Below are 26,371 nucleotides of genomic sequence, written 5' to 3'. Positions count from 1 at the left end.
CTAATGTACGTATGAGAAGTTCAAGTTACTGTATTTGTCTCGCATTTGCTCTAGCAAGTCAGATTTCATATCTTTGTTGAGATGAAGTGCAAGTAAGCATCCATCTTTATGAATTGTCTTGATTTCTTCGTTAATGTCTACGTCTTTATCGATTAAATCGTTGATAAGGTGGTTGATTGATGCAATATCTGAATCCCCGTCAATAACTAAGATTGGTAAACCGTGATTCATTAAGATACATAATCCATTCACATGGATACTCTTAATCTTGATTGTTCCCCCACCGATTGAGATACCGTTGACCTCAACGTGACGATCACCAGCATCTGCTTTAAGCAATGCACAGTTAGGATGTTCACCTAAGCTGTGACCTGACTCTTCGATGATATCGACTTTGATACCATCTTTCTCAGCAATCTTTGTTGATTCTGGAATACGCTCGTCAAATGTTGTGAAACCAAGCGCACCACCAACGATTGCTAAGTCTGTACCATGTCCTTGGTGTGTAGCTGCAAATGATTCATAATAATGTACTTCTAAGTTCTCTGGTTCATGTTGTAAGACTTCTCTTAATGCGTTACCGATTTTGACTGCACCTGCTGTGTGTGAACTTGATGGACCAATCATCTTTGGTCCGATGATATCAAATGCACTTTTAAAATCTTGTGTGCGTGCCATAACGACATTACATCTCCTTAATTTGCTTGTTTATTTAATTTAGGCGTTTTGAAGTTGAGTTTAGACAAGTTAAGTTTTTTAATTAACTTACCAATGATAAGACTTAATATAATACTTACAACTGCAACGATTACTAACGTAATAACTATTTTAACAGGCTCGTTGAAGCCGAATAAAACGACAGGGCCTGCAATCGGTGTAGCCATACCTGGAGTGTTAAGAACCAACCCACTCACTGTAACAATAATTGCGTTGACTACGCCAATAATAGCGTTTGTACCATAGAGCTGAAGTGGATACTTCGCTATGATATCTATTTGTGTCAACGGTTCAATGGCAACGGCGAATGCTTTAGATGGGCCGCCAATCTTAAGCTCTTTGAAGAGCACGAAGTTGACGAAAGATGCACCCATACAAGTGATAGCACCAATCGCCATTGGTGTACTTGTCAATCCAAGCAATGTTGCTAATACCATTGAACTTAGTGGTGTCATACCCGTTACTGGAATAATTAATCCAAGGATGACAGCTAATGCGTAAGGGTTGTTCTGACCTACTGCAGTAACCGCACTACCGATTTGATGTAGTACAGCAATTACTCCTGGGCTAATGAGCTTAGCAATTCCGTAAGCAATTGCCGGTGCGAGTAAGATAACTACAATTAAATCTAATCCTTCTGGTACTTTCTTCTGAATATATTTCAATCCAAACGCAACTAAATACGCTGCTATGAACGCAGGTAATAATTGGAAGTCCTTAAGTACTAAACCTACGATAACAGCAAAAACTGGTGATATGCCTAAGTTTAAGCAAGTTAGAATACCAACTGCGACACCAGTTAAACTCCCAGCTAAATCACCAATATCCTTTAAGAATGTAATATGAAAGATTTCACCTAATGCATAACTAAGAAACGCTTGTGGTAGCATTGTCGAACAAGCAGCTCCCGAGAGTGCTTGTAATCCTTCTTTACCAAATGGCGCAAAGTTTAAAAATAATGTCATCGCCAATAGTACGACAAGCAACGTTCCTATCCCTAAAACGATATCCATTTCCCATAACCTCTTTTCCAAAAGTAATATAATATTGCTTTGTATTATATTAATCTCTCATTGCATATATATTCTATTATTTTAAGAAAGCACTTACAACAGTAAATGTTTATAATTGTTGTCAATATTGTGAAGTTTTTCACAAGTAATTTTAAAATCCTTTTATGGCGCCTTTTAAAGACATAAAATAGTTATTGACTTTCAAAAAAATAAAGGTATACACACTTAATATTATGTACTTTTATAAATTGTGACAGAATTTTAAACAAAAATAAAAACGCCGAGAAAACTAATAGTTAAGCTACTCGACGCTATTACAAAACGTTGCGTATTCAAAATATTCTTTATACATACCTTTAGAAGAAAGGAATAATTTCGGTTGCCTTAATAATATCTGCAGTGAAGAAATATTGCTTACCCTCACCTGTATAAGCTGGTGTGAGAATTAAATTCGCTTTCGCACTATATAGCCACTCAGGATGCAAGCCACTATTTAAGATCTCTTGAAACTCCTGAAATTCTTTCTGCCAATCGATATGAATATCTGTCTGCTTCACTTTGTCCCTCCTCTTATCACACTTAAGTTATAGAGGATTCATCTATTTAAACTCCCGTTAATGTTTAATGTAATGTGGTGTCAAAGCAAACCATCTTCGTAAGTATTATGAGATGTCTTAACTATAACACGAACATACATTCGTATAAAGAAGTGTGCGCAATATAATACCCCACTACAACGATTGCATTCTCAGCAATGTGTAGCGGGGTACAGTTGCTCTTTATTGAATTATCGCTAAGGCAGTACTATTCATTCTACTTAGCCATTTTGGTTCGCAAAGACTTTACCTAATTTAATTAATTTCTCTGGTGCATCGTCAATATTCATTTTAACTTCTACAAGGTGCATACGATCTGAATGTTCATCAATTTGATTTAATGCATCTTGTAATTGCTTACTTGTATCCACTTTATGAGTCATTACTTGATCTTTGCCACCGAAAACTTCAGGCAACATTGTGTAATTCCATTGTGTAATATCATTGTATGGTGCACGTTCACCATGAATTTTACGCTCAACTGTATAACCATCGTTGTTGATAACGAATAACACAGGTTTAATGTCTTCACGCATCATGACAGCAATATCTTGTACTGTAAGTTGTAAAGCACCTTCACCTACGAGCAGTACGTTGCGACGTTCTTTGTTAGCAATTTGTGAGCCTAACGTTGCTGGTAAAGTATAGCCGATTGAACCCCAAAGTGGTTGGCCAATGTACATGTTATTTGAACTTAAGCCTAAGTTGTATGAACCAAAGAATGATGTCCCTTGATCTGCGAGAAGTACGTCATCTTCTTTGATAAACTGCTGTAACATCGCGAAATATTGTTTTTGTGTTAAAGCGTCATCTGAAACTTGCACTTCTTCAGATGGACGTTCGTATTGAGGATAATCAAGATCAAATTGAACATCGATATCTTTCAATTGATGTACTAAATCGATAAGATGCGCATCTTGACTTGTTGTCTCTCCTGCTTGGAAATTGCGGTGATTAATTGTGATGACATCGTCTAAATCGAATTCGTAGCTAAAGCCAGCTGTTGCTGAGTCAGTGAGTTTACCCCCGATATTGAGGATGCAGTCACTATTATCTACATATTTTTTAATTTGTTCTTCAGCCACTTGGCCGTCATACATGCCGATATAGTAAGGATTTTCCTCGTTAAATGCCCCTTTACCTAGAGAAAGTTGCGCTACAGGAATGTGCGTTTGGTTAACGAATTGTTCTAACGCATCGTGCAAGTTGAAACTGTTGATCTCATGACCAGTGAGTATGACCGGTTGTTTCGCTTCTTTCAAGTGACTTTGAACCGCTTCGACAAGATCTGAAACGTCGCTATCTTGATGTCGAGGGTGTTTAAACGTTTCTGTTACTTCGATTTCTTCTCCTGCGACATCAATTGGTAAGTGGATGTGCACAGGACGTTTCTCCGTCCAAGCTGCAGTCAGGATACGTGGAATTTCTGTTTGTGCGTTCTCTGGCGTAATATACGCTTCAGAAGTTGTAATCGGTTCGTACATTTGACGGTAGTCATCAAAGCTACCTTCACCTAATGAGTGGTGTAAATAAGCACCCGCTTGCTCTGCAGAACGCGTTGGAGCGCCTGTGATTTGAACGACTGGTACACGTTCAGCGTATGCACCTGCAATGCCGTTAACCGCACTCAATTCACCTACACCAAACGTTGTAACCATCGCACTCATTCCGTGCATGCGAGCATAACCGTCAGCAGCATAGCTTGCGTTCAGCTCATTTGTGTTACCTACCCATTTCATATCGTCTCTTTCAGTAATATCATCTAAGAATGTAAGGTTGAAATCTCCTGGAACACCAAAGATTGTTTCGACACCAAATTCACTAATACAGTCCATTAAATATTGTCCTACACGTCTTTTCATTTCCATTTCTCCTTTGCGATTGATTACTTCTAGGATAAATCGGTCTATATTAAAGGTCAATTAAGTTGACCTATTTGCGTAAAAATTTTTCTATCGTACGTCACTTTGTATGGCGACATTTTACGATACTAGTCTCTTTTTACCCTCTTAAAAGTCTTTTCAATCTCAAATATTGGGGCGGAAATTTGAAAATGATCGTTACGAATATAAAGAGGGTAATGCAGAAGAAAAAAAGGCACTTTAGTGGTGGCCTTTATTCTTCATTGATTTCGTGGTCAGATTCGTGTTGATTTTTTAAATGTTTAATTTCTTTATAACCAGAACGATAAGATGCAAATTCTTCCATAATCGCATACCAGTCTGTACCCACACGTTCTTGAATTTCGCTAAATAAATCATTTTGCGCTTTATTCAATTCTTTGACGAGCTTTGTCCCTTCTTCTGTAGGGTACAAACGCTTCACACGACGATCTTTACTAGATTGTTGTTCTTGAATTAAGCCTTTATCTTTTAATTTTTTCAACGTCGCATGACTCCCCTGTTTTGATATTTCAAGGCTTTTTAATAAATTCTTCACTGTAATACCTGGGACCTTTTCAATAAAGAACAAAAAGCGATGATGTTGGCGACTCAAACCATACGCTTCGATAATTTCATCTGCCGTATTTATAAATGTCTTATAGGCAAAGTAGAACAATAAATTCTCATAATCATTATTACTTGAAGCCATAATGCATACTATCCTTCCTCATTTCATTCCATTCAATATCTCAATATTCTTACAAATATCTAGTTAGCTTATTGCGCAATTTTGTACTATCAGAGCCATTGTAACATGCTTTATACTTGAGCAACACTTCAGCTTACAAAGGGGGATTGTGGGATGAATATCTTGTCATTTGTCTTCTATACCTTTCTCGTCACGGGGACGCCGGGTCCCACGAATCTAGATATATTGAACACCATTAAGTCACAAGGTCGTCGTGCAGGCATTCAATATACATATGGCGCTTCACTCGCATTCTTCACTTTACTCGTTCTATCAGCGCTAATTAACAGCTTGTTTGCTCAGTATTTGCCTCCAGTGATGACAGTCATGAAAGTCATCGGTAGCTTATACATGCTATACTTAGTTTACTTATTATTTAAATCTCACGGTAGCGATGAGCCAACAAACAAAGGGAGCTTTAAATCAGGTTATTTATTACAATTTTTAAACCCTAAAGTCATCACTTTTTCACTTACGGTACTCCCATCCTTTGTACTCGGCACCTATCACACATTTCCGATGATTAGCTTATTTATTATTATCATTACACTTATAGGTGTCTTCTCTTTCGGTTTGTGGGTAGTATTTGGCGCTTTGCTTCAACGCTTTCTACAGCGCCACGAGATGGCAGTTACAATTGTGATGGCAGTATTTCTCATTTATGCTGCTGTAATCGTGTGGCTTTGATATGAGGGGCGATGGTTGAAGATGAATCATTTTAAGTATAAAAATGCAGTTGGGATAACTGCGATGCATGCATATTTAGATGACTTTCGATATAAGAAACATGCACACCAAGAATATGCTATGGGCGTGACATTGCGTGGGCTGCAATCCTATCATTTAGGTGGTACGCATCACCTTTCTCACACGAGTGGTGTGATGTTATTTAACCCTGAAGAAACACATGATGGCCAATCGTATGATGCTCAAGGTTTAGAATACATTATGTTATATATCAAGCCTGCGATGCTGAGAGAAGCATTGGGTAGGACCACAAATGTGAAGTTTACGACTCCAATCATTTACAATCCTCGTGTTTCAGATCGCATCATTAAGTTGTGGCAAGCAATATTTTATGACCATTCTGAAGCCGAGTGTCATGAACGGTTTGTAGATTTAATAGATCAGTTTCCTAGACAAGCGATATCTTCGTCTTCAAGAGCTGATAACGCGAAGACAAAGTTAGCCATAGAAATGATTAAACAACATTATAATGAGAAGTTGAATTTGGAGCAGTTGAGCCAAGCTTTAGAAATGTCTAAATATCAGTTTATCCGTTTCTTTAAAAAACAGACCGGCTTAACTCCGCATCAGTATTATATTAATTACAAAGTTGAACGTGCTAAGCAAATTATCGAGACGTATAAAGATGTGTATTGGGCCATTGCTGAATGCAACTTCGTGGATCTTACTCATTTAAATAAATGTTTCAAGTATTGTTATGGCGTCACAGCCTATCAGTTCATGTCAAAATTAAGGTAATACAGGAAATTTCATCAATAACTTAAGCGCTTTTCAAATAATCAAAGTTGAAAAGCGCTTTTTATCTATCTGCATATTTATTAGCTATGAGCAGGTGACTTCTTGCGTTTGACCACTACCTGCCCTCTATCTACATCTCAATCGTTTCGCCACTACGAATCTTATCTGCAAGTTCATTTAACTTACGCAAACGGTGGTTAACGCCGGACTTAGATATTTTACCTGAAGACACCATTTCGCCTAATTCTTTCAATGAAATCTCTTGATGTTGTACACGTAATTTCGCAATTTCTCTCAAACGATCCGGCAAATTGTCTAAGCCAATTTCTTGGTCGATGAGCTGTATGCTTTCAACCTGCTTCATCGCTGCACTCACAGTTTTATTGAGATTAGCCGTTTCACAATTGACGAGGCGGTTCACCGAATTACGCATATCTCGTACGATACGCACATCTTCAAATTTCAATAACGCTTGATAGCCACCGATTAGACTGAGGAAGTCTGAAATTTTCTCCGCTTCTTTCAAGTAGACGATGCTACCTTTCTTACGCTCGAGATATTTAGCATTAAGTCCATAGTGGTTCATTAATTTCACTAAGCCTTCTGAATGTGTCTCATATTGTGAAAAGATTTCCAAATGATAAGAGGACGTTTCAGGGTTATTGACGGAACCTCCTGCCAGAAATGCTCCACGTAAATAACTTCGGCACATTTCGTCGTCATCGGTCATCGCTGAATCTATTTCATGCATAAACATACCATCACGCAAGATGCACAAGTCATCGAGGATTTTCTTCGCTAACATTTTAATTCGACAAATATAGATGTTATTTTTCTTTAATTTCATCTTTTTACGCACGAGGATTTCGACTTCTACGTTAAAGACCTTTTTAATTAACGAGTAAATTCGGCGCGCAGTTGTCGCATTCTCCGTTTGTACATCAATGATAAATTGTTGATTAGAAAGGGAGAGTGCACCGTTCATACGAATCAACGCGCTCAGTTCTGCTCTTGCATTCGCTTCATCGACTTCAATTCTCGTTAATTCATTTTTCATATCAGATGCAAAACTCATCGTTATGACAACCTTTCTAATCTACGTATTCACTTAATGATTTCTGCGATTTTTATCCCTTTTAAACTCAATCGTACTTGTCTCACGCAGAGCAATTTCGTAAATCATCTTCGACAATACTTTCGTATTATGACGCACGTAATGCTCTGACGAAATTTCAACAAGATCTTCACTTGAGAATACTTCGACGCCTGCCGCTTCTAACTTCTCAATATCACAAGTGACAGGCTCAGCGTTCTCTTTACCGTACCGTTCAAGCACCTCATCGTTGTAGGTTTGAGCACCACAAATCATATAGCTGATGAAATTTTGGCCTACGTGGTCATGAATCGCTTGTAAGTGATCCATCGCTGTGTAATGCGTCGTCTCACCTGATTGTGTCATCACATTAGCGACATACAATTTGGGCGCATAACTGTCTACGAGCGCTTCAGAAATACCTTTGACACAAAGATTGGAAATCACACTCGTATAAAGTGAGCCTGGCCCAAGAACGATAAGATCCGCTTCTTCAATCGCTTCAATGGCTTCACTCATTGGTTCTACATCTTCAGGCTCTAAGAACACACGTTTAATGCGTTTATTCTTCTTCGGAATATTAGACTCTCCGTAAACGACCTCACCATCATCCATTTCAGCATTCAAGCTCACACTTGAATTGGTAGACGGAATCACTTGCCCTTTAATGTTTAAAATCTTACTCAATTCTTTCACTGCATGTCCGAAATCATCTGTGATGTTCGTCATAGCAGCGATGAGCAAGTTACCTAACGAGTGCCCTTCAACTTGATCTTCTTCAAAGCGATATTGGAAGAGCTGTTCGAGTACAGGTTCCGTTTCACTTAAGGCAGAAATGACGTTACGAATATCTCCGGGCGCAGGAATATCCATTTCGCTTCGAATCTTCCCGGTACTTCCGCCGTCATCTGCCACTGTTACAATTGTCGTGATATCTATAGGAAATTGCTTAAGCCCACGCGCGAGCACTGATAATCCAGTCCCGCCGCCGATAAGCACGAGTTTGATTCGTTTCATTATTATTCGCCACTTTCAATATGTGCATCGCGATGTTGCACATATACATGATAATCAAAGCTTTCTTTCAATTCTGAGCCGATTCTTTTCGCTAAAGCGACAGAGCGGTGCTGACCACCTGTACAACCTATCGCAATAACAAGCTGAGATTTACCTTCTTTCTTATAACCTGGAATCATAAATTTCAATAAATCCATGAGTTTGTTATAGAAAATTTCTGTTTCTTTCCATTTCATCACATATTGATAAACACTATCATCTTCACCTGTTAAAGGTCTCAACGATTCAACGTAGTACGGGTTAGGTAAGAAACGCACATCAAAGACGAGATCTGCATCAATTTGAATCCCATGCTTAAAGCCAAAGCTCGTTACGTTAATACTAAAAGGCTCATATTTATTAGAAGTGAAATAGTCATTAATGCGTTTCTTCAATTCTTTCGTTGTTAGATGTGTCGTATCAATCGTGTAGTTCGCTAAACTTTTAATTTCTGACAATAGTTTACGTTCTTCATCGATTGCTTCTACTAATGAGCGTTGACCTTGATCATTCAATGGATGTGCACGTCGAGATTCTTTATAACGTGAAATGAGTTTCTCATTCGTCGCTTCTAAGAACATTAAATCTACGATAACGTCATTACGACTTTTAATTTGATCAATTTCTTTAATCAAGGATTTAAATAACTCTTTACCTCTCAAGTCGATAGCAATAGCGACTTTCTGTAACGATGGATTCCCTTGTTCCATCAATTCCACAAATTTCGGTAAGAGTATTGGCGGTAAATTATCGACACAGAAATAGCCGATATCTTCTAATGTTTGTATCACAAATGATTTACCTGCCCCTGATAATCCAGTTACGACTAACAGTTCACTTTTCACAATATCTTTATCATCTCGTTGCATTTCTCAATCCACCATCCGTTGCTTAATGTTATGTTGTTGCTACTTTGTTTCACGTTCTCTTTATTTCAACGTCTTCACTGCTTAACCGCAAGTCAACTATGTAAATGTCCCATTATCTTAAGCTACATTTTAGAGCTGTGCTCACGATTAAGAACGTTTATCTCTCCACCATATTTTACATGAAAAGTCATACATATCACAATGTTAAGTTTAGTGATTGAACTGAATATACTACGGACAATACTAATGCCGCATTGATGGTCTCTAAGCTTTATACGCCGCTATTATGTATAGAAAAGAGATTCATAGAGGGTCAGAACACCCTCGATATGAATCTCTCGGAAGATAGAAACTCAATTAACCTTCAAGTTTCTCTTTCACTTGTTCGATATAGGCATTGGCACTTTGCGCTGCGATACTGCCGTCACCTGTAGCAGTAACGATTTGACGTAAACCTTTGTCACGTACATCACCAGCAGCATAAATACCAGGGATAGATGTGCTCATATCGTCGTTTGTAACGATATAGCCAGTCTCATTTGTAATGCCCAGATCTTCGAATGGTGCTGTTAATGGTTTCATACCGATATAGATGAATACACCATCAGCATCCACTGTTTGTTCTGAACCATCTTTAGTGGATTCAAGTGTAAGTGAGCCAACTTTGCCATCTTTTTCATTAATCGTCTTCAATGTGTGACTCCAAATGAAATCAACTTTGTCATTTTTGAATGCGCGATCTTGTAAGATTTTTTGAGCACGTAATTCGTCACGACGGTGTACAATCGTTACGCTATCTGCGAATTTAGTAAGGAAAGTACCTTCTTCGACAGCTGAGTCACCGCCACCGATAACGTAAAGTTTCTTACCTTTGAAGAATGCACCGTCACATACGGCACAGTAACTTACACCTCTACCGCCGAGTTCTTGTTCACCAGGGACACCGATTTTCTTGTATTCTGCACCAGTGGAAATAATCACAGCGTAGGCTGTAATTTCTTTGTTACCTAAATTAATTACTTTATAGTCACCTTTGTCTTCAATTGACTTGATGTCGCCATATTGATATTCAGCGCCAAATTTCTTCGCGTGTTCAAACATTTTAGTAGAAAGGTCTGGCCCTGTGACAAAGTCAAAGCCAGGGAAGTTCTCAACCTCTTCTGTATTTGCCATCTGACCGCCTGGCATACCTCTTTCAATCATTACTGTACTTAAATCTGCACGAGAAGCATAAACTGCTGCTGTCATACCTGCAGGACCTGCGCCTACAATTGCAACATCGAAATCCACTTGTTCAGTCATCTACATTGCCTCCTAGTTATTTATCATCAAGCGCATTATATAACACGCCCTATCTTTGTAAAAATTATATGCTCATGAATATATCTATCGCTTTATCGAGACGATAATACGTTAAATCAAACCAATCACATAGCTGTTTCTTCGTCATTTTCAGTCCTTCTGAACTGAAATATAAATAGATAGTTGCAGCTACAAACGGTTCTACCTCAGGCAACTCGTCATAAGTATCGATAATCGTTTCAGCTAAATCAATCCATCTGATAAACACGTCTTGATATTGTCGCAATGACGGCTGCTCGTATATAGCTTGTAAGCCTCGGTGGATAAAGTCCAATTTATTCAGCTTCAAATCTTGAATGAGGTAAGTGAGATAAAGTTTCTCATAATCATTCATACTTTCAAGAATCTTCCAGATTTCTTCTGTCAATAGAATCTCTCGACCTTTCAATTGATTGAGCAAGAAAATACCGTAAATACGATAATGATCATCGTCATCTAACAATAATGGTAAGATTTGAGTATTAAATTGTTCTTTACTCTTCTCTATCATCCAAGGTGGATAACCGCTATCTACTTGAGAGACTTCACGCAATTTATTCCAATAGTACTCACTATCCTCAATATTTCCTAGGAAATAATTGTTATAGCTCAACGCGTGATACATCTGTAAAGATAGGAATTTTCCTTTCTTATATAAAGGTACGAGTAATTTCTGAGAAGCCTCGTATTGTTTCAAATAGCTCAAGACGATACCGAGTTTAAATGACTCATCGTCATTCATAGGCACGACTTTACTGAGCAATTTCAAATAGCGTTGATACTTCTCTGTCTCGTTCATATTATGCAACAACAACGTATAGTGACAAAGCGCATGCACATCCGTATTGTCTTCCGCAAGTAGCGCTTCGAACATCGTTTTAGCTGTCTCATATTCATTCATATACAAATAGCACATAGCTAAGAGATTTTTTACGATGCGATGTTGTTGGATATCTTCAGCTTGTCTATAAATGAAATCATGAGCCGCTTCCATACGTCCCTGCGAGAATAAATATTGGAAGATGAGTTGAGTAGAGAATAATTGCGCTTCCTTTTCCAAGTTCTCTGGTGCATGATAAGAGACTTCAAACATGGACTCTAACTCTTTTTGATAATCTTTATTGCCAGAGATAATGACGTAATTGATTCCAAATAGGAATGCTTTATTCGGTTCATTTAAAGTAATATTTAATTGGCTTAATTCATAATAGCTCTCTTCAACATGAGCACCTTCCGCGATTTGTTCGAAGTAGAGCGCTTCAGCCTTTTTGCCTAAACCTAATTTCGTCAATGACGTAGCGTATTTGGTCAGTACTTGAAAGTCTTGAGGTGACGCTTCTAGCACTTTTTGAAAATACGTTGCCGCTTTTTTAAAATCTTGTTGCGCAAAACGATGCTCAGCCATATTACGATAGAAACTTTCATCTCTCTTCATTGGAATCACATTGTTACGTTGTGCCATGGGGTCACCTCCTTTAATCTTTAGTCTTTAATGATTTGCATTGGGTTCCCTTTTACTAAAGCGCCATCAGGAACATCTTTACTCACGACAGTTCCTGCAGCGACTTGAACATTTGATCCAATATGAATACCAGGTAGTATTATAACATTCGCACCTATCAATGTATTGTCACCAATATTCACCTGACCTTTACGATGTGCCTGAACCGTAAATTCATGAGTCAGAATGGTCGTGTTATAACCGATGACACAATTCTCGCCTATCGTTATCAATTCAGGATAGAGTAGATCAGGTACGACTTTGAAAGCAAACGCGGTATGTTCACCAATCGTCATGTTTAACAAATGAATATATACCCAGCGCTTAAGCTTTAAACTGGGTATATAACGTGTTAACTCTATGATAAGCGTATTCTTAAATAAACGGCTGCGTTGCACAAAGCGATACAGTTGCCAAAGTGGGTTTACACCCTTCACTTTATGTTCCTTTAACTTACGCACTAACGCTCACCTGCTCGTTGATTTGGCCAAGGTAAAGGCTTAGCTTCTTTAAAACGTTGTGGTTTAAACTTCACGTGTCTAATGATAATGATGACAATACCTACGATAACGAGAACGATAGACATCAGTTGAGCGATACGAATATGACTCGTCAACATTAAGCTGTCTGTACGTAAGCCTTCCACGAAGAAACGACCAATAGAATACCAAATGAGATATAAAGCAAACGTATCTCCAATTCTCAAATGTTTACGTAAGCTAAGTAAGATGATAAAACCAAAAACGTCCCAAACTGATTCATATAAAAATGTTGGATGATAATAAACACCATTAATATACATATTATCAATAATAAAGTCAGGAATATGTAAATGCTCTAAGAATGAACGTGACACTGGTCCACCATGCGCCTCATGATTCATAAAGTTACCCCAACGTCCAATACCTTGAGCAAGTATCATACTTGGCGCAGCGATATCTCCCATTTGAAACGGATTAATATTTTTACGCTTACAGATAAAAATACCAGTGATGAAGCCACCGATAATCCCACCGTGAATGGCGATACCTCCGTGCCAAATCTTCGGTATTTCCGCTGGATGTTGCGCATAATATGGAAATTGGAAAATGACAAAGTATATCCGAGCGACAATAAATCCTATGATCGCACTCCAAAAGAGAATATCTACGAGTACTTCTTTATCAAACCCAACACGTTGAAGTGTACGTTGCGCTATAAAATAACCTAATAATATACCACAAGCAATGATAATACCGTACCATCGCACCGCAATAGGTCCTAATTGAAAGGCAACGGGATCGATGTAATTCAAAGTTAAATTCATGCCTTAGTTCTCCTTGTCCTGTTCTTTCTGGCTATTTCTAAGTATTTCAGCATTTAAACGGTCATTAAATTCTTCCGCTGTATTAATGCCCATGACATTGAGACGATAATTCATCGCTGCTACTTCAATGATGACCGCGACATTCCTACCTGGTCGCACTGGAATGGTCTTCTTAGTAATTTCTGTTTCTAATATTCTCAACGTTTCTTCATTAAGACCCACACGGTCATACAATTTATCTTCATGCCAATTTTCTAAATGAATATTTAAACGTATACGCTTTTCCGTAAGAATTGAACCTGCGCCAAAGAGTGTCATCACATTGATGATGCCTAACCCTCGAATTTCAAGTAAATGTTCAATGAGCTTAGGCGGCTTTCCGATAAGTTCGTCTTTAGTAATTTCACGAATTTCTACGTTGTCATCTGCCACGAGACGATGACCACGTTTGATAAGTTCTAGGGCAGTTTCACTTTTACCAATACCTGAATTACCTGTGATCAAGACTCCAACTCCGTAAACGTCGACGAGCACTCCATGTATAGATGTCGTCTTGGCGAGTTCGTGTTCAAGAAAGGTTGTGAGTCGACTCATAAGCTGTGTTGTAGCTACTGAGGACATAATGAGAGGCGTATCGAGTTCTTCAGCTGCTTGATACAACTCTTGAGGTGGCTCAAGATCGCGAGTCACGATAATAGCAGGTGTTTCAGGACGACATAATTTCCGCATACGCCCTTGTCTCTCTTCGTCCGGCAACAAATTATAGAACGATAACTCTGTCGTTCCGAGCAGTTGAATGCGGTCCGAAGCATAGTGAGAGAAATAACCTGCCATTTCAAGCCCTGGTCTTGATATATCTGTATTCATAATCTTCTTATTTAGTCCCTTTTCTCCAGCCACGAGTTTCAGTTCAAAGCGTTCAATAATACTTTTCGTAGTTAACATCCGTACACCTCTATCACTCTTAGTACTTTTCAAGTCAGCTAATGCTGATTGATGTAAAAGTCACTACATTCATTTCATTCTATCATTATTTCACTACAAAAGTGAATTGCTCTAATCATTGTCATAAAATAGTAACCTTGAGAATGACGCAGAAAGATGTCATTTCGTAGTGCTGACTCTACGTTGAGATGAGAGGCCAGAAAACAAAGCGCCTTCTCGAAATCAGTCAGTTACTGCGCTTATTTTTATGACGTGTTCTTATAAATAATACAGAACAGATGCTTATCTATCATAGTGAATTGTAATATGCATACACTCATTACACCATACTACTTTAGTTTCATGATATCAAAAAGCATGAGTTAAACACATTAAAAATTAATTAGAGAAGCAGGAAATAAGACATGAGATATAACGATACAAAAAGGCATTCTCACTTTCTAAATAACTCAAGAAAATGAGAATGCCAATTTCTATCTAATGGCGTGTATCTCTTTCTAATACAGGTTTCAAGTATTGACCTGTGTAACTTTCTTTAACTTCAGCTACCTCTTCTGGTGTGCCTGTCGCAACGATAGTACCGCCACCATCGCCACCTTCAGGACCTAAATCAATGAGATAGTCTGCTTTCTTAATAACATCTAAGTTATGTTCGATAATCACCACAGTATCTCCATTATCAACAAGCTTATTGAGCACATTCAATAGGCGACGAATATCATCGACGTGAAGCCCTGTTGTCGGCTCGTCTAAAATATAGATAGAACGACCTGTAGAACGTTTGTGAAGTTCAGAGGCGAGTTTAACACGTTGCGCTTCACCACCTGAAAGTGTCGTCGCAGGTTGACCTAACTTCACATAACCTAGACCTACGTCTACCAATGTCTTCAACTTGCGATGAATTTTCGGTACATTTTCAAAGAAATGTGTCGCTTCTTCGGCAGTCATCGCAAGTACATCTGCGATATTCTTGCCTTTATAAGTCACTTCTAATGTTTCGCGATTATAGCGTTTGCCATCGCAAACTTCACAAGGCACATACACATCTGGTAAGAAGTGCATTTCAATCTTGATGATTCCATCACCTTTACATGATTCGCAACGTCCACCTTTAACATTGAAACTGAAACGACCTTTAGAATAGCCTCTAATTTTCGCTTCATTCGTCTGAGCGAAGATATCACGTATATCATCGAAGACACCCGTATAAGTCGCTGGGTTAGAACGTGGGGTACGTCCGATTGGAGATTGGTCGATATCGATGACTTTATCGAGTTGATCTAATCCATCAATACCATCGTTATCCCCGGGTTTTACTTTCGAATTATTAATTTCTTTCGACAATGTCTTGTAGAGGACTTCGTTGACTAACGAGCTTTTACCGGAACCTGAAACACCTGTAACCACCGTCATTGTAGATAGCGGTAAGTCTACGTTGACGTCTTTCAAGTTATTGCTTCGTGCACCTTTGATATGAAGCTTTCTATCGGTAATTTCACGTCGATGTTCAGGAACTTCTATTAATTTCTGACCACTCAAGTACTGACCTGTAAGTGATGATTTCTTTCTCATTACTTGTTTAGGCGTACCACTCGCAATGATTTCTCCGCCATGTTCACCAGCACCAGGACCGACATCGATAAGATAATCTGCTGCACGCATAGTATCATCATCGTGTTCAACTACGATTAACGTATTACCTAAATCACGCATCTCTTTCAATGTATTGATGAGACGGTCGTTATCGCGTTGATGCAAACCAATTGAAGGTTCGTCAAGCACATAGAGCACACCGGTCAATCTTGAACCGATCTGAGTAGCTAAGCGAATACGTTGTGCTTCACCACCTGATAATGTACCTGCTGAACGGTCCAATGTAAGGTATTCAAGCCCCACATTATACAAGAATTTCAAGCGTGAGTATATTTCTTTAAGAATTTGATCTGCAATGGTGCGGTCTTGGCTAGAAAGTTCAAGATTATCGTAATAATTTAATGCTTCTCCTATAGAATAAGCCACGACATCGCCAATATTTTTATTTCCAACATAAACAGAGAGTGCTTCACGACTCAATCGTTTACCATGACAAGTTTGACATGTAAGCTGCGTCATATATTTACTCATCATCTCACGTGTGTATTCTGAAGGTGATTCATGATAACGGCGGTTAACATTATGAACGACACCTTCAAATTCCATCGTTCTTTTACGTTTCTGTCCGTTTCTTTGACGGAACATAAATTCAATCTTCTTACCTTTAGAACCATACATTAATATATCTTTTTGACGTTGTGTAAGCTTCTTGTACGGTTTATCCATATCAATTTTATAAACTTCACACACACGTTTAAGCAATGTTGGATAGAAATCAGAGCTAGTTGGTTCCCAAGGTAGAATAGCACCTTCGTTCAACGACTTGTTCGGGTCAGGCACGACTAAATCTAAATCTACACGTAAGATTTGACCTAAACCATCACATGTCGGGCAAGCACCAAACGGGCTGTTGAAACTAAACATACGAGGCTCTAGTTCACCTATAGAAAAACCACAAATTGGACACGCATGGTTCTCTGAGAATTTCATCTCTTCGTCACCGATAACGTCAACTATGAGTGTACCTTCTGAAAGTTGAAGCGCCGTTTCAATAGAATCTGCAAGGCGTGTTTCGATGCCTGGCTTAACTACTAATCGATCGACGACAACGTCAATCGAATGATTCTTGTTCTTATCCAATTCAGGCACTTCATTCACATCTGTAATTTCACCATCAACACGTACGCGAACATAACCTTTCTTACTAATATCGTCGATGAGCTTTTCATGTGAACCTTTACGATGAGATACGACAGGTGCTAAAAGTTGAATCTTCGTACGTTCTTCTAAATCGAGAATACGATCTGTCATTTGTTGCACCGTTTGAGATTCGATTTCTATACCATGGTTAGGACAATATGGCTTACCTACACGTGCATATAACAGACGAATATAGTCATAAATTTCCGTTACTGTTGCAACAGTAGAACGAGGGTTCTTACTTGTCGTCTTCTGATCGATAGATATCGCTGGAGATAACCCTTCGATACTATCGACATCTGGCTTGTCCATCTGACCTAAGAACTGACGTGCGTATGCACTGAGTGATTCTACATAACGTCTTTGTCCTTCAGCATAAATCGTATCAAAAGCAAGTGATGATTTACCTGAACCTGATAAGCCTGTCATTACGACAAGCTTATTCTTAGGTATTTCGATATCTACACCTTTTAAGTTGTGTGCTCTTGCTCCTCTAATTGAAATGGATGGTTGTTTCATTCATGTCACCCTTCTGCTTTTAATTCAAATAACATATCACGAAGTTCGGTTGCTTTCTCGAAGTCAAGGTCTTTCGCTGCTTGTTTCATTTCTTTTTCTATATTATCAATTGTTTTTTCACGCTCTTTCTTAGACATCTTCTTAGGCACTTCGGTTTGTTTCTTCTCGTTCGTGTCGTCGTTCTCCACCGTCGCGCTAATGACATCGTGAATCTTCTTATTAATTGTAGTTGGCGTGATATTATGTTCTTCATTGAATTTCATTTGAATCTCACGACGACGTTGCGTTTCATCTATGGCATGCTGCATAGAATCTGTAATCTTATCGCCGTACATAATTACTTCCCCTTCGCTATTACGCGCTGCACGTCCAATAGTTTGGACGAGAGAACGTTCCGAACGAAGGAAGCCTTCTTTATCCGCATCGAGAATCACTACGAGAGAAACTTCCGGTATATCAAGTCCCTCTCTCAATAAGTTAATTCCTACGATAACATCATACGTACCCATACGTAAGTCACGAATCGTTTCTATACGCTCGAGTGTCTTAATTTCTGAGTGTAAGTAATTGACTTTGATTCCCGCTTCTTTCATGTAGGTCGTTAAATCTTCACTCATCTTCTTAGTTAACGTCGTAACTAGGACACGCTCATTTCGCTCGATACGTGTGTGGATTTCACTGAGCAAGTCATCAATTTGATTCTCAGTTGGACGGACGTCAATTTTAGGATCCAATAATCCTGTTGGACGGATGATTTGTTCAACCATCTCGTCGGTATGTTCCATTTCATACGGACCAGGCGTAGCTGAGACATAAACGAGTTGATTCGTTTTCTCTTCAAACTCTTCAAATTTGAGTGGGCGGTTATCCATTGCACTTGGTAAACGGAAACCGTGGTCGACTAGTACTTGTTTACGCGCACGGTCACCATTATACATTCCGCGAATTTGAGGTAACGTTACGTGAGATTCATCAATCATTACTAACCAATCGTCACCAAAGTAATCCAATAACGTATATGGTGTGGAACCTAACGGACGTAATGTTAAGTGCACAGAATAGTTCTCTATGCCTGAACAGAAGCCCATTTCTCTCATCATCTCTAAGTCATAGTTCGTACGTTGCTCGAGGCGTTGTGCTTCCAACAGTTTATTCTCAGAACGTAATTCTTCTAAACGTTCTTCAAGTTCCTTCTCGATGCGTTGAATTGCCACTTTCATCTTCTCATCACGAGTAACGAAGTGGGAAGCCGGGAAGATCGCAAAGTGTTCTCTATCTCTGAGCACTTCACCTGTTAGATAGTTAACCTCACGGATACGATCAATCTCATCACCGAAGAATTCCACACGGATACACATTTCTTCTCTAGATGCTGGGAAGATTTCAACAACGTCCCCTCTTACTCTAAAAGTACCGCGTTGGAAATCAATGTCATTACGTGTATATTGAACGTCAACAAGTTTACGTAGTAGTTCACTACGATCCATTTCCATACCCACTCGAATACTTACTACTAAGTCACGGTATTCTTTCGGGTTACCTAAACCATAAATACAGCTGACGCTGGCAATAATGATTACATCGTCTCTTTCAAACAATGCACTCGTAGCAGAGTGACGTAATTGGTCGATTTCATCGTTAATAGAAGCATCTTTCTCAATAAATGTGTCAGTTGAAGGCACATACGCTTCTGGTTGATAATAATCGTAGTAACTCACGAAATACTCTACTCTATTTTCAGGGAAAAATTCTTTAAACTCACTGTAGAGTTGACCCGCCAATGTCTTGTTATGGGCAATAATTAAAGTAGGTTTGCCTACTTCTTTAATAACGTTACTCATCGTAAAGGTCTTACCTGTACCTGTGGCACCAAGTAAGGTTTGATGACGTTTGCCTGCTTTAACGCCATCTGCAATCTTTTTAATTGCTTGAGGTTGATCCCCTTGTGGTTCAAATTCGGAAGATAACTTAAATGGATGGTGCTCCATATAACATACACTCCTATTGATTAATCGCTTGTAATTGTCATCTATGATACTTCTTATTTCTATTCGCCCGTTATACTTATCTATATTTTAACAGATTCATCACACGAAGTCCAAACGTTTGTTCGCTTATTATCAACTTATTTTATAGCATAAAAAAACAAACATAGTTACTTATCTATGTTTGCCTATTTTAGAAATTTTAAACCTGTAGGACTAGTGTCTAGCTGCCTATATAATAAGAAGAGAAAGTATATTTACAGTCACTCATCATCTTGATGTTTATGAAACTGTAATTGATCGATAATAAGATAGCCTGCCGCTAGTGAAACGACATCTATAAATATAATCCACTCATTGTGAAAGAATCCTTTCCACACAGAGACGCCAATCAATATCAACGTCAATAATGTACCGACCCATTTGCTGCGTGTGAGCACACTGAATAGCACGATAAGTATGCACGGAAAGAATGCTGCCATGAAATACCAAATCAATTCGATTCACCCATTTCTCTTCTTTAAAATACTTACTCTAGTTGAACTCACTATCATGATTGTCTTTCGACTTCATACTTCAACTTCACTCACTATTTATGTACGACATTCTTAGATAAGTGGTTACCTAAATTATGCAAGTTTTAGCGTTATTTTTCAAAGCATTTTATAAGAGAATTTGAAATTTATTGTCGTAGCTAATAAGGACTTTAAATCATCGAATGAATAATCGAATTGTACTGGCCTGCTACTCATTTCTCCCCCATTACAAAAACACGCCAACCCCTACTTCGAAAATAGGAATTGGCGCGTCTATGATTATTATAAAATCTATATCCTAGTGGATGTAGCTGTATTGACCTGGGTTTGTAACTGTGCGGTATGATTTCTTACCGAAACCGCCGTTCCAGTTCATTTCAGAAACGAGGATTGAACCATCATTGTTCTTTCTTTCAACGACACCTACGTGACCATAGCTACCTGCTGTTGTTTGGAAGACTGCGCCAACTTCTGGTGTACGGTTTACAGTGTAACCATTACGTTGTGCTGCATTTGCCCAGTTGTTCGCATTGCCCCAATAGTTACCGATACCGCGACCTAATTGTTGACGGCGTTCAAATGCGTAATAAGTACAGTAACCCCAGCTGTATGAGTTGGCTGCATTTGAAGCTGCTGGATGATGTACTGTTGCAGGTGCAGAGTAATGTTGTGACGCTTGAGACGCTTTAGTTGTCGTTGTGTAACTTTGTGGTGCTGTTGGTGCATAAGATTGTGTGTACGATGCTGGTGATGACGTTTGTCCTGTTGTAGGTGCTGCTTGAGTTGCTGGTGCTTGTGTTACAGCTCCTGTATTAGCACCGTATGATGCTGACGATTGAGTAGCGTTGTATGATGCATAGTTAGTGGCTGGCGCATAAGTCCTACCACCTTGGCTATATGCTTGATATAAGTTATATAAATGCGCAGAACCCTTTTCGGAAATCGCAAGTAAATCGCCTGGGTGAATTACATCACCTAAATAAGGGTTTAATTGATAAAGTTGTTCTACCGTTAAGTTATGAGTTTCTGCGATACCTTGAATTGAATCGCCGGCTTTCACTTCGTAAATATCTACATCAGGAATGATAAGATCTGTTCCTGCATTCACTGAATTACTATTTATATTATTAAGAGATTTAAGTTCGTTTGAATTAGTCGCAAATGTTGAAGCTATATCAGATAATTGTGCATCATCTTTCACAGTGTGAACTTGATCTGCAGAGGCAACGCCATGAATTCCGAAAAATAAAGCTGCTGATGAGACTGCTGATAATGTAATCATTTTCTTCATAATTAGTTCAATCCTTCGCTGTAATTATTTTGTTAAACTTACTATATCACAATTCTGAGTGGTAATATTATATGTCATCATTATGTAATATAAAAGTGAAATAATTACGCACTTTCGTCATCGAAACACTTATCTAAACGCCCCTTATCCCAGTAGTATCAAAGGATTAACCTACTTTAATAAAATACCTTCAATTCAGCTTTGTAACACAACTACATGAAGATTTCATTTAGTTATCACTCTAAAAATGTATACTTACAATATAATACTACTCAATTTTAGCTTCTCAAAATCGACAATATCGCTTATTACTACCCCTTTTTCTTACGCTAATCCCTTATAGCTATAACTAACAAAACCTAAACGAAACCCAACTGTCACCTTTTCAAAAGAACCACCACACAAAAAGAGCAGGCAGAAGCGACTCAATCACTTCCTGCCCACTCACGATATAACTACAATATTATGATTCTTGATCAATTTGACTACGTAAATATGCTTCGATAAACGGACCGATATCGCCGTCCATCACTGCATCAACCTTACCTGTTTCAGTATTAGTGCGATGGTCTTTCACCATAGAATATGGATGGAAGACATACGAACGGATTTGACTACCCCAACCAATCTCTTTCTGTTCACCACGAATTTCTGCCATCTCTTGCTCTTGTTCTTCTAACTTAAGTTGATACAACTTCGCTTTTAACATCTTCATCGCTGCTTCACGGTTCTTAATTTGTGAACGCTCATTCTGGTTGTTCACTACAATACCTGTAGGATGGTGTGTAATACGGATAGCTGATTCCGTCTTGTTAATGTGCTGACCTCCTGCACCAGAAGCGCGGAACGTATCTACAGAGATATCATCTGGATTAATCTCAATCTCAATTTCATTGTTATCAAACTCTGGAATAACGTCACATGATGCAAATGATGTGTGACGACGACCTGAAGAGTCAAATGGTGAAATTCTCACGAGACGATGCACACCTTTTTCAGCCTTCAAATAACCATAGGCATTATGACCTTTAATGATAAGTGTCACGCTCTTGACGCCCGCTTCATCACCTGGAAGATAGTCCGCCACTTCAACTTTGAACCCTTTCTGCTCGCAGTAACGTTGATACATGCGCAACAGCATGCTCGTCCAATCTTGAGATTCAGTACCGCCTGCACCTGGATGAAGCTCTAAGATAGCGTTGTTAGCATCATATGGGCCATCGAGCAGTAGCTGAAGTTCAAAGGTATCTAATTTGCTTTGATAATCCTCAACATCTGACTCTAAATCTTGTTTCATATCCTCATCATATTCTTCAGCTAACAATTCACGTGTGGCATCCATATCCTCGAGTGTGGTTTCTAAATCTCGGAAACCGTTAACAACTGATTTCAAAGCATTATTCTTATCAATAATCTCTTGTGCTTTGTTCTGATCATCCCAGAATGATGGATCTGCCATCATCTCTTCATATTCCTGGATGTTTGTCTCTTTCTCTTCTAGGTCAAAGAGACCCCCTAATTTGATCGAGTTTCGCCGCATAGGCATCGATATTACGTTTGATTTCGGATAATTCCATTCCTATCTCTCCTCATTCACAATTGCTTTTTCATTCATTTTAACATATATCTTCACTAGGCTGAGTCTTGATTGATAAGCGCGTCCATTGTTAACACACTTATGAGTAAAAAGATCTCAACATTAACGGTGGCATAAACACCCCGCTTAACGTTGAGACCTCCCACAAATTAGCATAGGCTTTCATTCGCTTTAAGCACCATGACAATTTTTATATTTCTTACCACTACCACAAGGGCAAGGATCATTACGTCCCACTTCCTCACCTTTAACGTAAGGTTGTGGTTTCACTTTCTCTTTACCATCTTCAGCATTCACATGTTCTGCTTTACCTAGGTCTTTCGTTTTTTCACGTTCAACATCATCTTCAACGGTAATCACTGATTTCAAGATATACTTGCTGACATCTTCTTCAATTGCAGTCATCATGTCGTCAAAGAGTTGATGGCCTTCGTTTTGATAGTCACGAAGTGGATTCTGTTGACCATAAGAACGGAGATGGATACCTTGACGTAATTGATCCATCGTATCGATATGATCTGTCCAGTGCGCATCGATAGAACGTAGTAAAATCATGCGTTCGAACTCATTGAACTGTTCGCCAATCTTAGAACGTTGACTTTCTAATACTTTTTCAATCTTAGCCCAAACGACTTCAAAGATATCTTCGTTGTCTTTACCGCGAATATCTTCGACTTTCAAGTCGCCTTCGCTTAAGAACACATCATCCACATAATTGATGAATGGTTCGTAATCTGGATCGTCCTCTTCTTCGTTAATATAATAACGAATCGCTGTTTCAAGCGTAGAACGCAACATACCTTGTACAAGTTCGTCACTGGATTCACTATCGATAATATTATTACGTTCACCATAAATAATTTCACGTTGTTTACGTAACACGTCGTCATATTCAAGAATACGTTTACGCGCATCGAAGTTGTTACCTTCGACACGTTTCTGAGCAGATTCTACTGCACGTGAAACCATACGAGATTCAATTGGTGTGGAATCGTCCATACCTAAGCGGTTCATCATTTTTTGTAAACGATCTGAACCGAAACGCACCATCAATTCGTCTTGAAGTGATAAGTAGAAACGACTGTCACCTTTGTCACCTTGACGTCCAGAACGACCACGTAATTGGTCATCGATTCGGCGAGATTCGTGACGTTCGGTACCAATTACCGCAAGACCGCCAAGTTCTTCGACGCCTTCACCTAGTTTGATGTCTGTACCACGACCAGCCATGTTCGTCGCGATTGTAACGGCACCTTTTTGACCTGCTTTAGAAACGATGTCTGCTTCGCGTTCGTGGTTCTTCGCGTTAAGTACGTCATGACGTACGCCACGTTTCTTCAAGAGGTTAGAGATATATTCACTGGTTTCAACCGCTACAGTACCTAAGAGAATCGGTTGACCTTTCTTATGTTTCTCGATGACATCTTCTACTACTGCATCGAATTTACCTTTTTGACTAATATAGATAAGGTCTGGTTTGTCGACACGTTGTACCGGTCTATTCGTTGGGATTTGAGTAACTGTCATATTGTAAATGTTACGGAACTCTTCCTCTTCCGTCTTCGCTGTACCGGTCATACCTGACAATTTATTGTACATACGGAAGTAGTTCTGGAATGTGATAGACGCCATCGTCTTAGATTCATTCTGAATTTGTACGCCTTCTTTCGCTTCAATCGCTTGGTGAAGACCTTCAGAGAAACGACGTCCTGGCATAGTACGTCCAGTAAATTGGTCTACGATGAGCACTTCGCCCTCGTGTACCATGTAGTCAACATCACGTTGAAGTGTCACGTGAGCACGTAATGCCGTGTTAATATGACTAATAATTTCTACGTTTTTTACATCGTAAAGGTTATCGATCTTGAACATGCGTTCAGCTTTATCGATACCTTGTTCAGTTAGCTGTACTGATTTTGTTTTCTTGTCATAGTTATAGTCTTCTTCATTTTTCAACATTTTAGCGAACACATTAGCCTGCGTATAGAGTGAAGTTGATTTCTCCGCTTCTCCTGAGATAATGAGCGGTGTACGAGCCTCGTCAATTAGAATAGAGTCGACCTCGTCAATGATAGCGAAGTGAAGTGGGCGCATAACACGTTCTTCTGCATAGTTCACCATGTTGTCTCTCAAGTAATCGAAACCGAGCTCGTTGTTCGTACTGTAAGTGATATCAGATGCATACGCTTCACGCTTCTCTTCTGTTGATTTGCTGTTTAAGTTCAAGCCTACAGTCAAACCTAAGAAGTTATAGAGCTCTGCCATCTCTTCACTTTGAACACTAGATAAATATTCGTTGACAGTGATAACGTGCACACCACGACCTGCTAAGGCGTTGAGGTAAGTCGGCATAGTAGCTGTCAACGTCTTACCTTCACCAGTTCTCATCTCTGCAATGTCACCTTTGTGGATAGCAATACCGCCCATGACTTGGACACGATAAGGGGACATATTGAAGACACGTTTCGCACCTTCACGAACGAGTGCGTAGGCTTCTGGTAAGATATCATCTAACATCTTATTCTGTTTCTTCACATCTTCTTCAGCATGTAATTTCTCTTGAAATGCTTTCGTCTTCTCTTTGATTTCGTCATCAGTTAATAGCGATATATCTTCTTCTAAAGCAAGCACTTTATCAGCGATTTTGCCTAAGCGCTTAACTTCCTTCTTATTACCATCAGCTAATTTTGATAAAAAACCCATTCTGTTCGCTCCTTTAGCTTTAATAACATCTAAGCTTACAACAATTTATCTTATCATTTTTCCGAGTAAAATTGTACTCTCGTACCCCGTAGCACACGATTAATTGTTAATATTATATATCTGTAAGTAAACAACCGTTATTTCTTTTAAAATTTCTTACTGAAACATCTCTCATACTTAGCACTTGAGACCAACATATAACCTAAAATTGTATGGTGATGATGATTCACTCGTATGATCAATACCACCTTACTTATAACATTTCACTTTAACTTCACACAACAAAAGCGCGTCTCTGATCATTTCATTTAAGAAATCATCGACGCGCTCTTTAATATTTATGATATTGTTAACAATTAATGACTCTCGCCACATTTATTAATTATTACTTTAT

At 38.9% G+C, this 26,371-nt stretch carries 21 protein-coding genes; 2 read left to right on the top strand and 19 right to left on the bottom strand.

All coding sequences use genetic code 11. The features are described 5' to 3' along the window. From CD039_RS01405 to CD039_RS01385, 5 genes are all read right to left on the bottom strand, one after another. The gene (locus CD039_RS01405; RefSeq protein WP_103370835.1) at window positions 1-678 is read right to left on the bottom strand and encodes a serine dehydratase beta chain; all 678 of its coding nucleotides are present in this window, start codon (window positions 676-678) and stop codon (window positions 1-3) included. A gap of 17 nt (window positions 679-695) precedes the next feature. After that, on the bottom strand, window positions 696-1,730 hold the full coding sequence (locus tag CD039_RS01400) for a PTS sugar transporter subunit IIC (RefSeq protein ID WP_002472907.1): 1,035 nt from the start codon (window positions 1,728-1,730) through the stop codon (window positions 696-698). Between the two features lie 356 nt (window positions 1,731-2,086). Next, entirely contained in the window at window positions 2,087-2,287 is a 201-nt protein-coding gene (locus CD039_RS01395; RefSeq protein ID WP_103370834.1) for a hypothetical protein, read from the bottom strand. Between the two features lie 260 nt (window positions 2,288-2,547). Further along, window positions 2,548-4,188, bottom strand: a complete 1,641-nt coding sequence (locus CD039_RS01390; protein WP_103370833.1) for an alpha-keto acid decarboxylase family protein — start codon at window positions 4,186-4,188, stop codon at window positions 2,548-2,550. 253 nt (window positions 4,189-4,441) lie between these two features. Continuing rightward, window positions 4,442-4,918, bottom strand: coding sequence for a MarR family winged helix-turn-helix transcriptional regulator (locus CD039_RS01385; protein ID WP_103370832.1), 477 nt, complete (start codon window positions 4,916-4,918; stop codon window positions 4,442-4,444). 153 nt (window positions 4,919-5,071) lie between these two features. Between CD039_RS01385 and CD039_RS01380 the strand changes: the two genes are divergently transcribed. Then, window positions 5,072-5,644, top strand: a complete 573-nt coding sequence (locus CD039_RS01380) for a LysE family translocator (protein ID WP_103370831.1) — start codon at window positions 5,072-5,074, stop codon at window positions 5,642-5,644. A 21-nt stretch (window positions 5,645-5,665) separates the two neighbouring features. Further along, on the top strand, window positions 5,666-6,442 hold the full coding sequence (locus tag CD039_RS01375; protein WP_103371578.1) for an AraC family transcriptional regulator: 777 nt from the start codon (window positions 5,666-5,668) through the stop codon (window positions 6,440-6,442). A 130-nt stretch (window positions 6,443-6,572) separates the two neighbouring features. Here the strand turns inward: CD039_RS01375 and whiA are convergent, their stop codons facing one another. The 14 genes from whiA to secA form a co-directional block, all read right to left on the bottom strand. Beyond that, a complete protein-coding gene (gene whiA / locus CD039_RS01370) occupies window positions 6,573-7,517 on the bottom strand; it encodes a DNA-binding protein WhiA (RefSeq protein ID WP_002472940.1) in 945 nt (314 codons plus the stop codon). Window positions 7,518-7,550: 33 nt separating this feature from the next. Next, complete coding sequence (locus CD039_RS01365; protein WP_103370830.1) at window positions 7,551-8,552, bottom strand: gluconeogenesis factor YvcK family protein; 1,002 nt, start codon at window positions 8,550-8,552, stop codon at window positions 7,551-7,553. 2 nt (window positions 8,553-8,554) lie between these two features. Beyond that, complete coding sequence (gene rapZ, locus CD039_RS01360) at window positions 8,555-9,460, bottom strand: RNase adapter RapZ (protein WP_002472923.1); 906 nt, start codon at window positions 9,458-9,460, stop codon at window positions 8,555-8,557. Between the two features lie 357 nt (window positions 9,461-9,817). Continuing rightward, window positions 9,818-10,762 carry a thioredoxin-disulfide reductase gene (trxB, locus tag CD039_RS01355; RefSeq protein WP_103370829.1) on the bottom strand — a complete coding sequence of 315 codons (945 nt, stop codon included), beginning with the start codon at window positions 10,760-10,762 and terminating at the stop codon, window positions 9,818-9,820. Window positions 10,763-10,826: 64 nt separating this feature from the next. Further along, entirely contained in the window at window positions 10,827-12,263 is a 1,437-nt protein-coding gene (locus CD039_RS01350) for a tetratricopeptide repeat protein (RefSeq protein WP_103370828.1), read from the bottom strand. Window positions 12,264-12,283: 20 nt separating this feature from the next. Beyond that, window positions 12,284-12,763, bottom strand: a complete 480-nt coding sequence (locus CD039_RS01345; protein ID WP_103370827.1) for an acyltransferase — start codon at window positions 12,761-12,763, stop codon at window positions 12,284-12,286. Further along, window positions 12,763-13,608 (bottom strand): prolipoprotein diacylglyceryl transferase, encoded by an 846-nt coding sequence (gene lgt / locus CD039_RS01340; RefSeq protein ID WP_103370826.1) that lies wholly within the window; start codon window positions 13,606-13,608, stop codon window positions 12,763-12,765. The genes CD039_RS01345 and lgt overlap by 1 nt, the downstream gene beginning before the upstream one ends. Window positions 13,609-13,611: 3 nt before the next feature. After that, a complete protein-coding gene (gene hprK, locus CD039_RS01335) occupies window positions 13,612-14,553 on the bottom strand; it encodes an HPr(Ser) kinase/phosphatase (protein ID WP_103370825.1) in 942 nt (313 codons plus the stop codon). A gap of 477 nt (window positions 14,554-15,030) precedes the next feature. Beyond that, window positions 15,031-17,865 carry an excinuclease ABC subunit UvrA gene (gene uvrA / locus CD039_RS01330; RefSeq protein ID WP_103370824.1) on the bottom strand — a complete coding sequence of 945 codons (2,835 nt, stop codon included), beginning with the start codon at window positions 17,863-17,865 and terminating at the stop codon, window positions 15,031-15,033. Window positions 17,866-17,870: 5 nt separating this feature from the next. After that, window positions 17,871-19,853, bottom strand: a complete 1,983-nt coding sequence (gene uvrB / locus CD039_RS01325; RefSeq protein WP_002472937.1) for an excinuclease ABC subunit UvrB — start codon at window positions 19,851-19,853, stop codon at window positions 17,871-17,873. Between the two features lie 260 nt (window positions 19,854-20,113). After that, window positions 20,114-20,347: a CsbA family protein gene (locus CD039_RS01320; protein WP_103370823.1), complete on the bottom strand. Its 234-nt coding sequence runs from the start codon at window positions 20,345-20,347 to the stop codon at window positions 20,114-20,116. A 337-nt stretch (window positions 20,348-20,684) separates the two neighbouring features. After that, window positions 20,685-21,677, bottom strand: a complete 993-nt coding sequence (locus CD039_RS01315; RefSeq protein WP_103370822.1) for a CHAP domain-containing protein — start codon at window positions 21,675-21,677, stop codon at window positions 20,685-20,687. Between the two features lie 463 nt (window positions 21,678-22,140). After that, a protein-coding gene (gene prfB / locus CD039_RS01310) for a peptide chain release factor 2 (RefSeq protein WP_103370821.1) occupies window positions 22,141-23,254 on the bottom strand; the annotation gives its coding sequence in 2 pieces (ribosomal slippage) (window positions 22,141-23,181 and window positions 23,183-23,254; 1,113 coding nt in all). Between the two features lie 191 nt (window positions 23,255-23,445). After that, complete coding sequence (secA, locus tag CD039_RS01305; protein ID WP_103370820.1) at window positions 23,446-25,977, bottom strand: preprotein translocase subunit SecA; 2,532 nt, start codon at window positions 25,975-25,977, stop codon at window positions 23,446-23,448. Window positions 25,978-26,371: the final 394 nt, after the last annotated feature.

Origin of the sequence: Staphylococcus argensis, assembly GCF_002902305.1 — a bacterium.
GTDB lineage: Bacteria > Bacillota > Bacilli > Staphylococcales > Staphylococcaceae > Staphylococcus > Staphylococcus argensis.
Note: the sequence above shows the minus strand (reverse complement) of the source record. Positions and strands in the feature narration are given on the sequence as shown.

Excerpts from the sequence above, each read along its gene's own strand:
- CD039_RS01405 (WP_103370835.1), bottom strand. The coding sequence starts at position 678 with ATGGCACGCACACAAGATTTTAAAAGTGCATTTGATATCATCGGACCA.
- CD039_RS01400 (WP_002472907.1), bottom strand. The coding sequence starts at position 1,730 with ATGGATATCGTTTTAGGGATAGGAACGTTGCTTGTCGTACTATTGGCG.
- CD039_RS01390 (WP_103370833.1), bottom strand. The coding sequence starts at position 4,188 with ATGAAAAGACGTGTAGGACAATATTTAATGGACTGTATTAGTGAATTT.
- CD039_RS01385 (WP_103370832.1), bottom strand. The coding sequence starts at position 4,918 with ATGGCTTCAAGTAATAATGATTATGAGAATTTATTGTTCTACTTTGCC.
- CD039_RS01380 (WP_103370831.1), top strand. The coding sequence starts at position 5,072 with ATGAATATCTTGTCATTTGTCTTCTATACCTTTCTCGTCACGGGGACG.
- CD039_RS01375 (WP_103371578.1), top strand. The coding sequence starts at position 5,666 with ATGAATCATTTTAAGTATAAAAATGCAGTTGGGATAACTGCGATGCAT.
- whiA (WP_002472940.1), bottom strand. The coding sequence starts at position 7,517 with ATGAGTTTTGCATCTGATATGAAAAATGAATTAACGAGAATTGAAGTC.
- CD039_RS01365 (WP_103370830.1), bottom strand. The coding sequence starts at position 8,552 with ATGAAACGAATCAAACTCGTGCTTATCGGCGGCGGGACTGGATTATCA.
- rapZ (WP_002472923.1), bottom strand. The coding sequence starts at position 9,460 with ATGCAACGAGATGATAAAGATATTGTGAAAAGTGAACTGTTAGTCGTA.
- trxB (WP_103370829.1), bottom strand. The coding sequence starts at position 10,762 with ATGACTGAACAAGTGGATTTCGATGTTGCAATTGTAGGCGCAGGTCCT.
- CD039_RS01350 (WP_103370828.1), bottom strand. The coding sequence starts at position 12,263 with ATGGCACAACGTAACAATGTGATTCCAATGAAGAGAGATGAAAGTTTC.
- lgt (WP_103370826.1), bottom strand. The coding sequence starts at position 13,608 with ATGAATTTAACTTTGAATTACATCGATCCCGTTGCCTTTCAATTAGGA.
- hprK (WP_103370825.1), bottom strand. The coding sequence starts at position 14,553 with ATGTTAACTACGAAAAGTATTATTGAACGCTTTGAACTGAAACTCGTG.
- uvrA (WP_103370824.1), bottom strand. The coding sequence starts at position 17,865 with ATGAAACAACCATCCATTTCAATTAGAGGAGCAAGAGCACACAACTTA.
- uvrB (WP_002472937.1), bottom strand. The coding sequence starts at position 19,853 with ATGGAGCACCATCCATTTAAGTTATCTTCCGAATTTGAACCACAAGGG.
- CD039_RS01315 (WP_103370822.1), bottom strand. The coding sequence starts at position 21,677 with ATGAAGAAAATGATTACATTATCAGCAGTCTCATCAGCAGCTTTATTT.
- secA (WP_103370820.1), bottom strand. The coding sequence starts at position 25,977 with ATGGGTTTTTTATCAAAATTAGCTGATGGTAATAAGAAGGAAGTTAAG.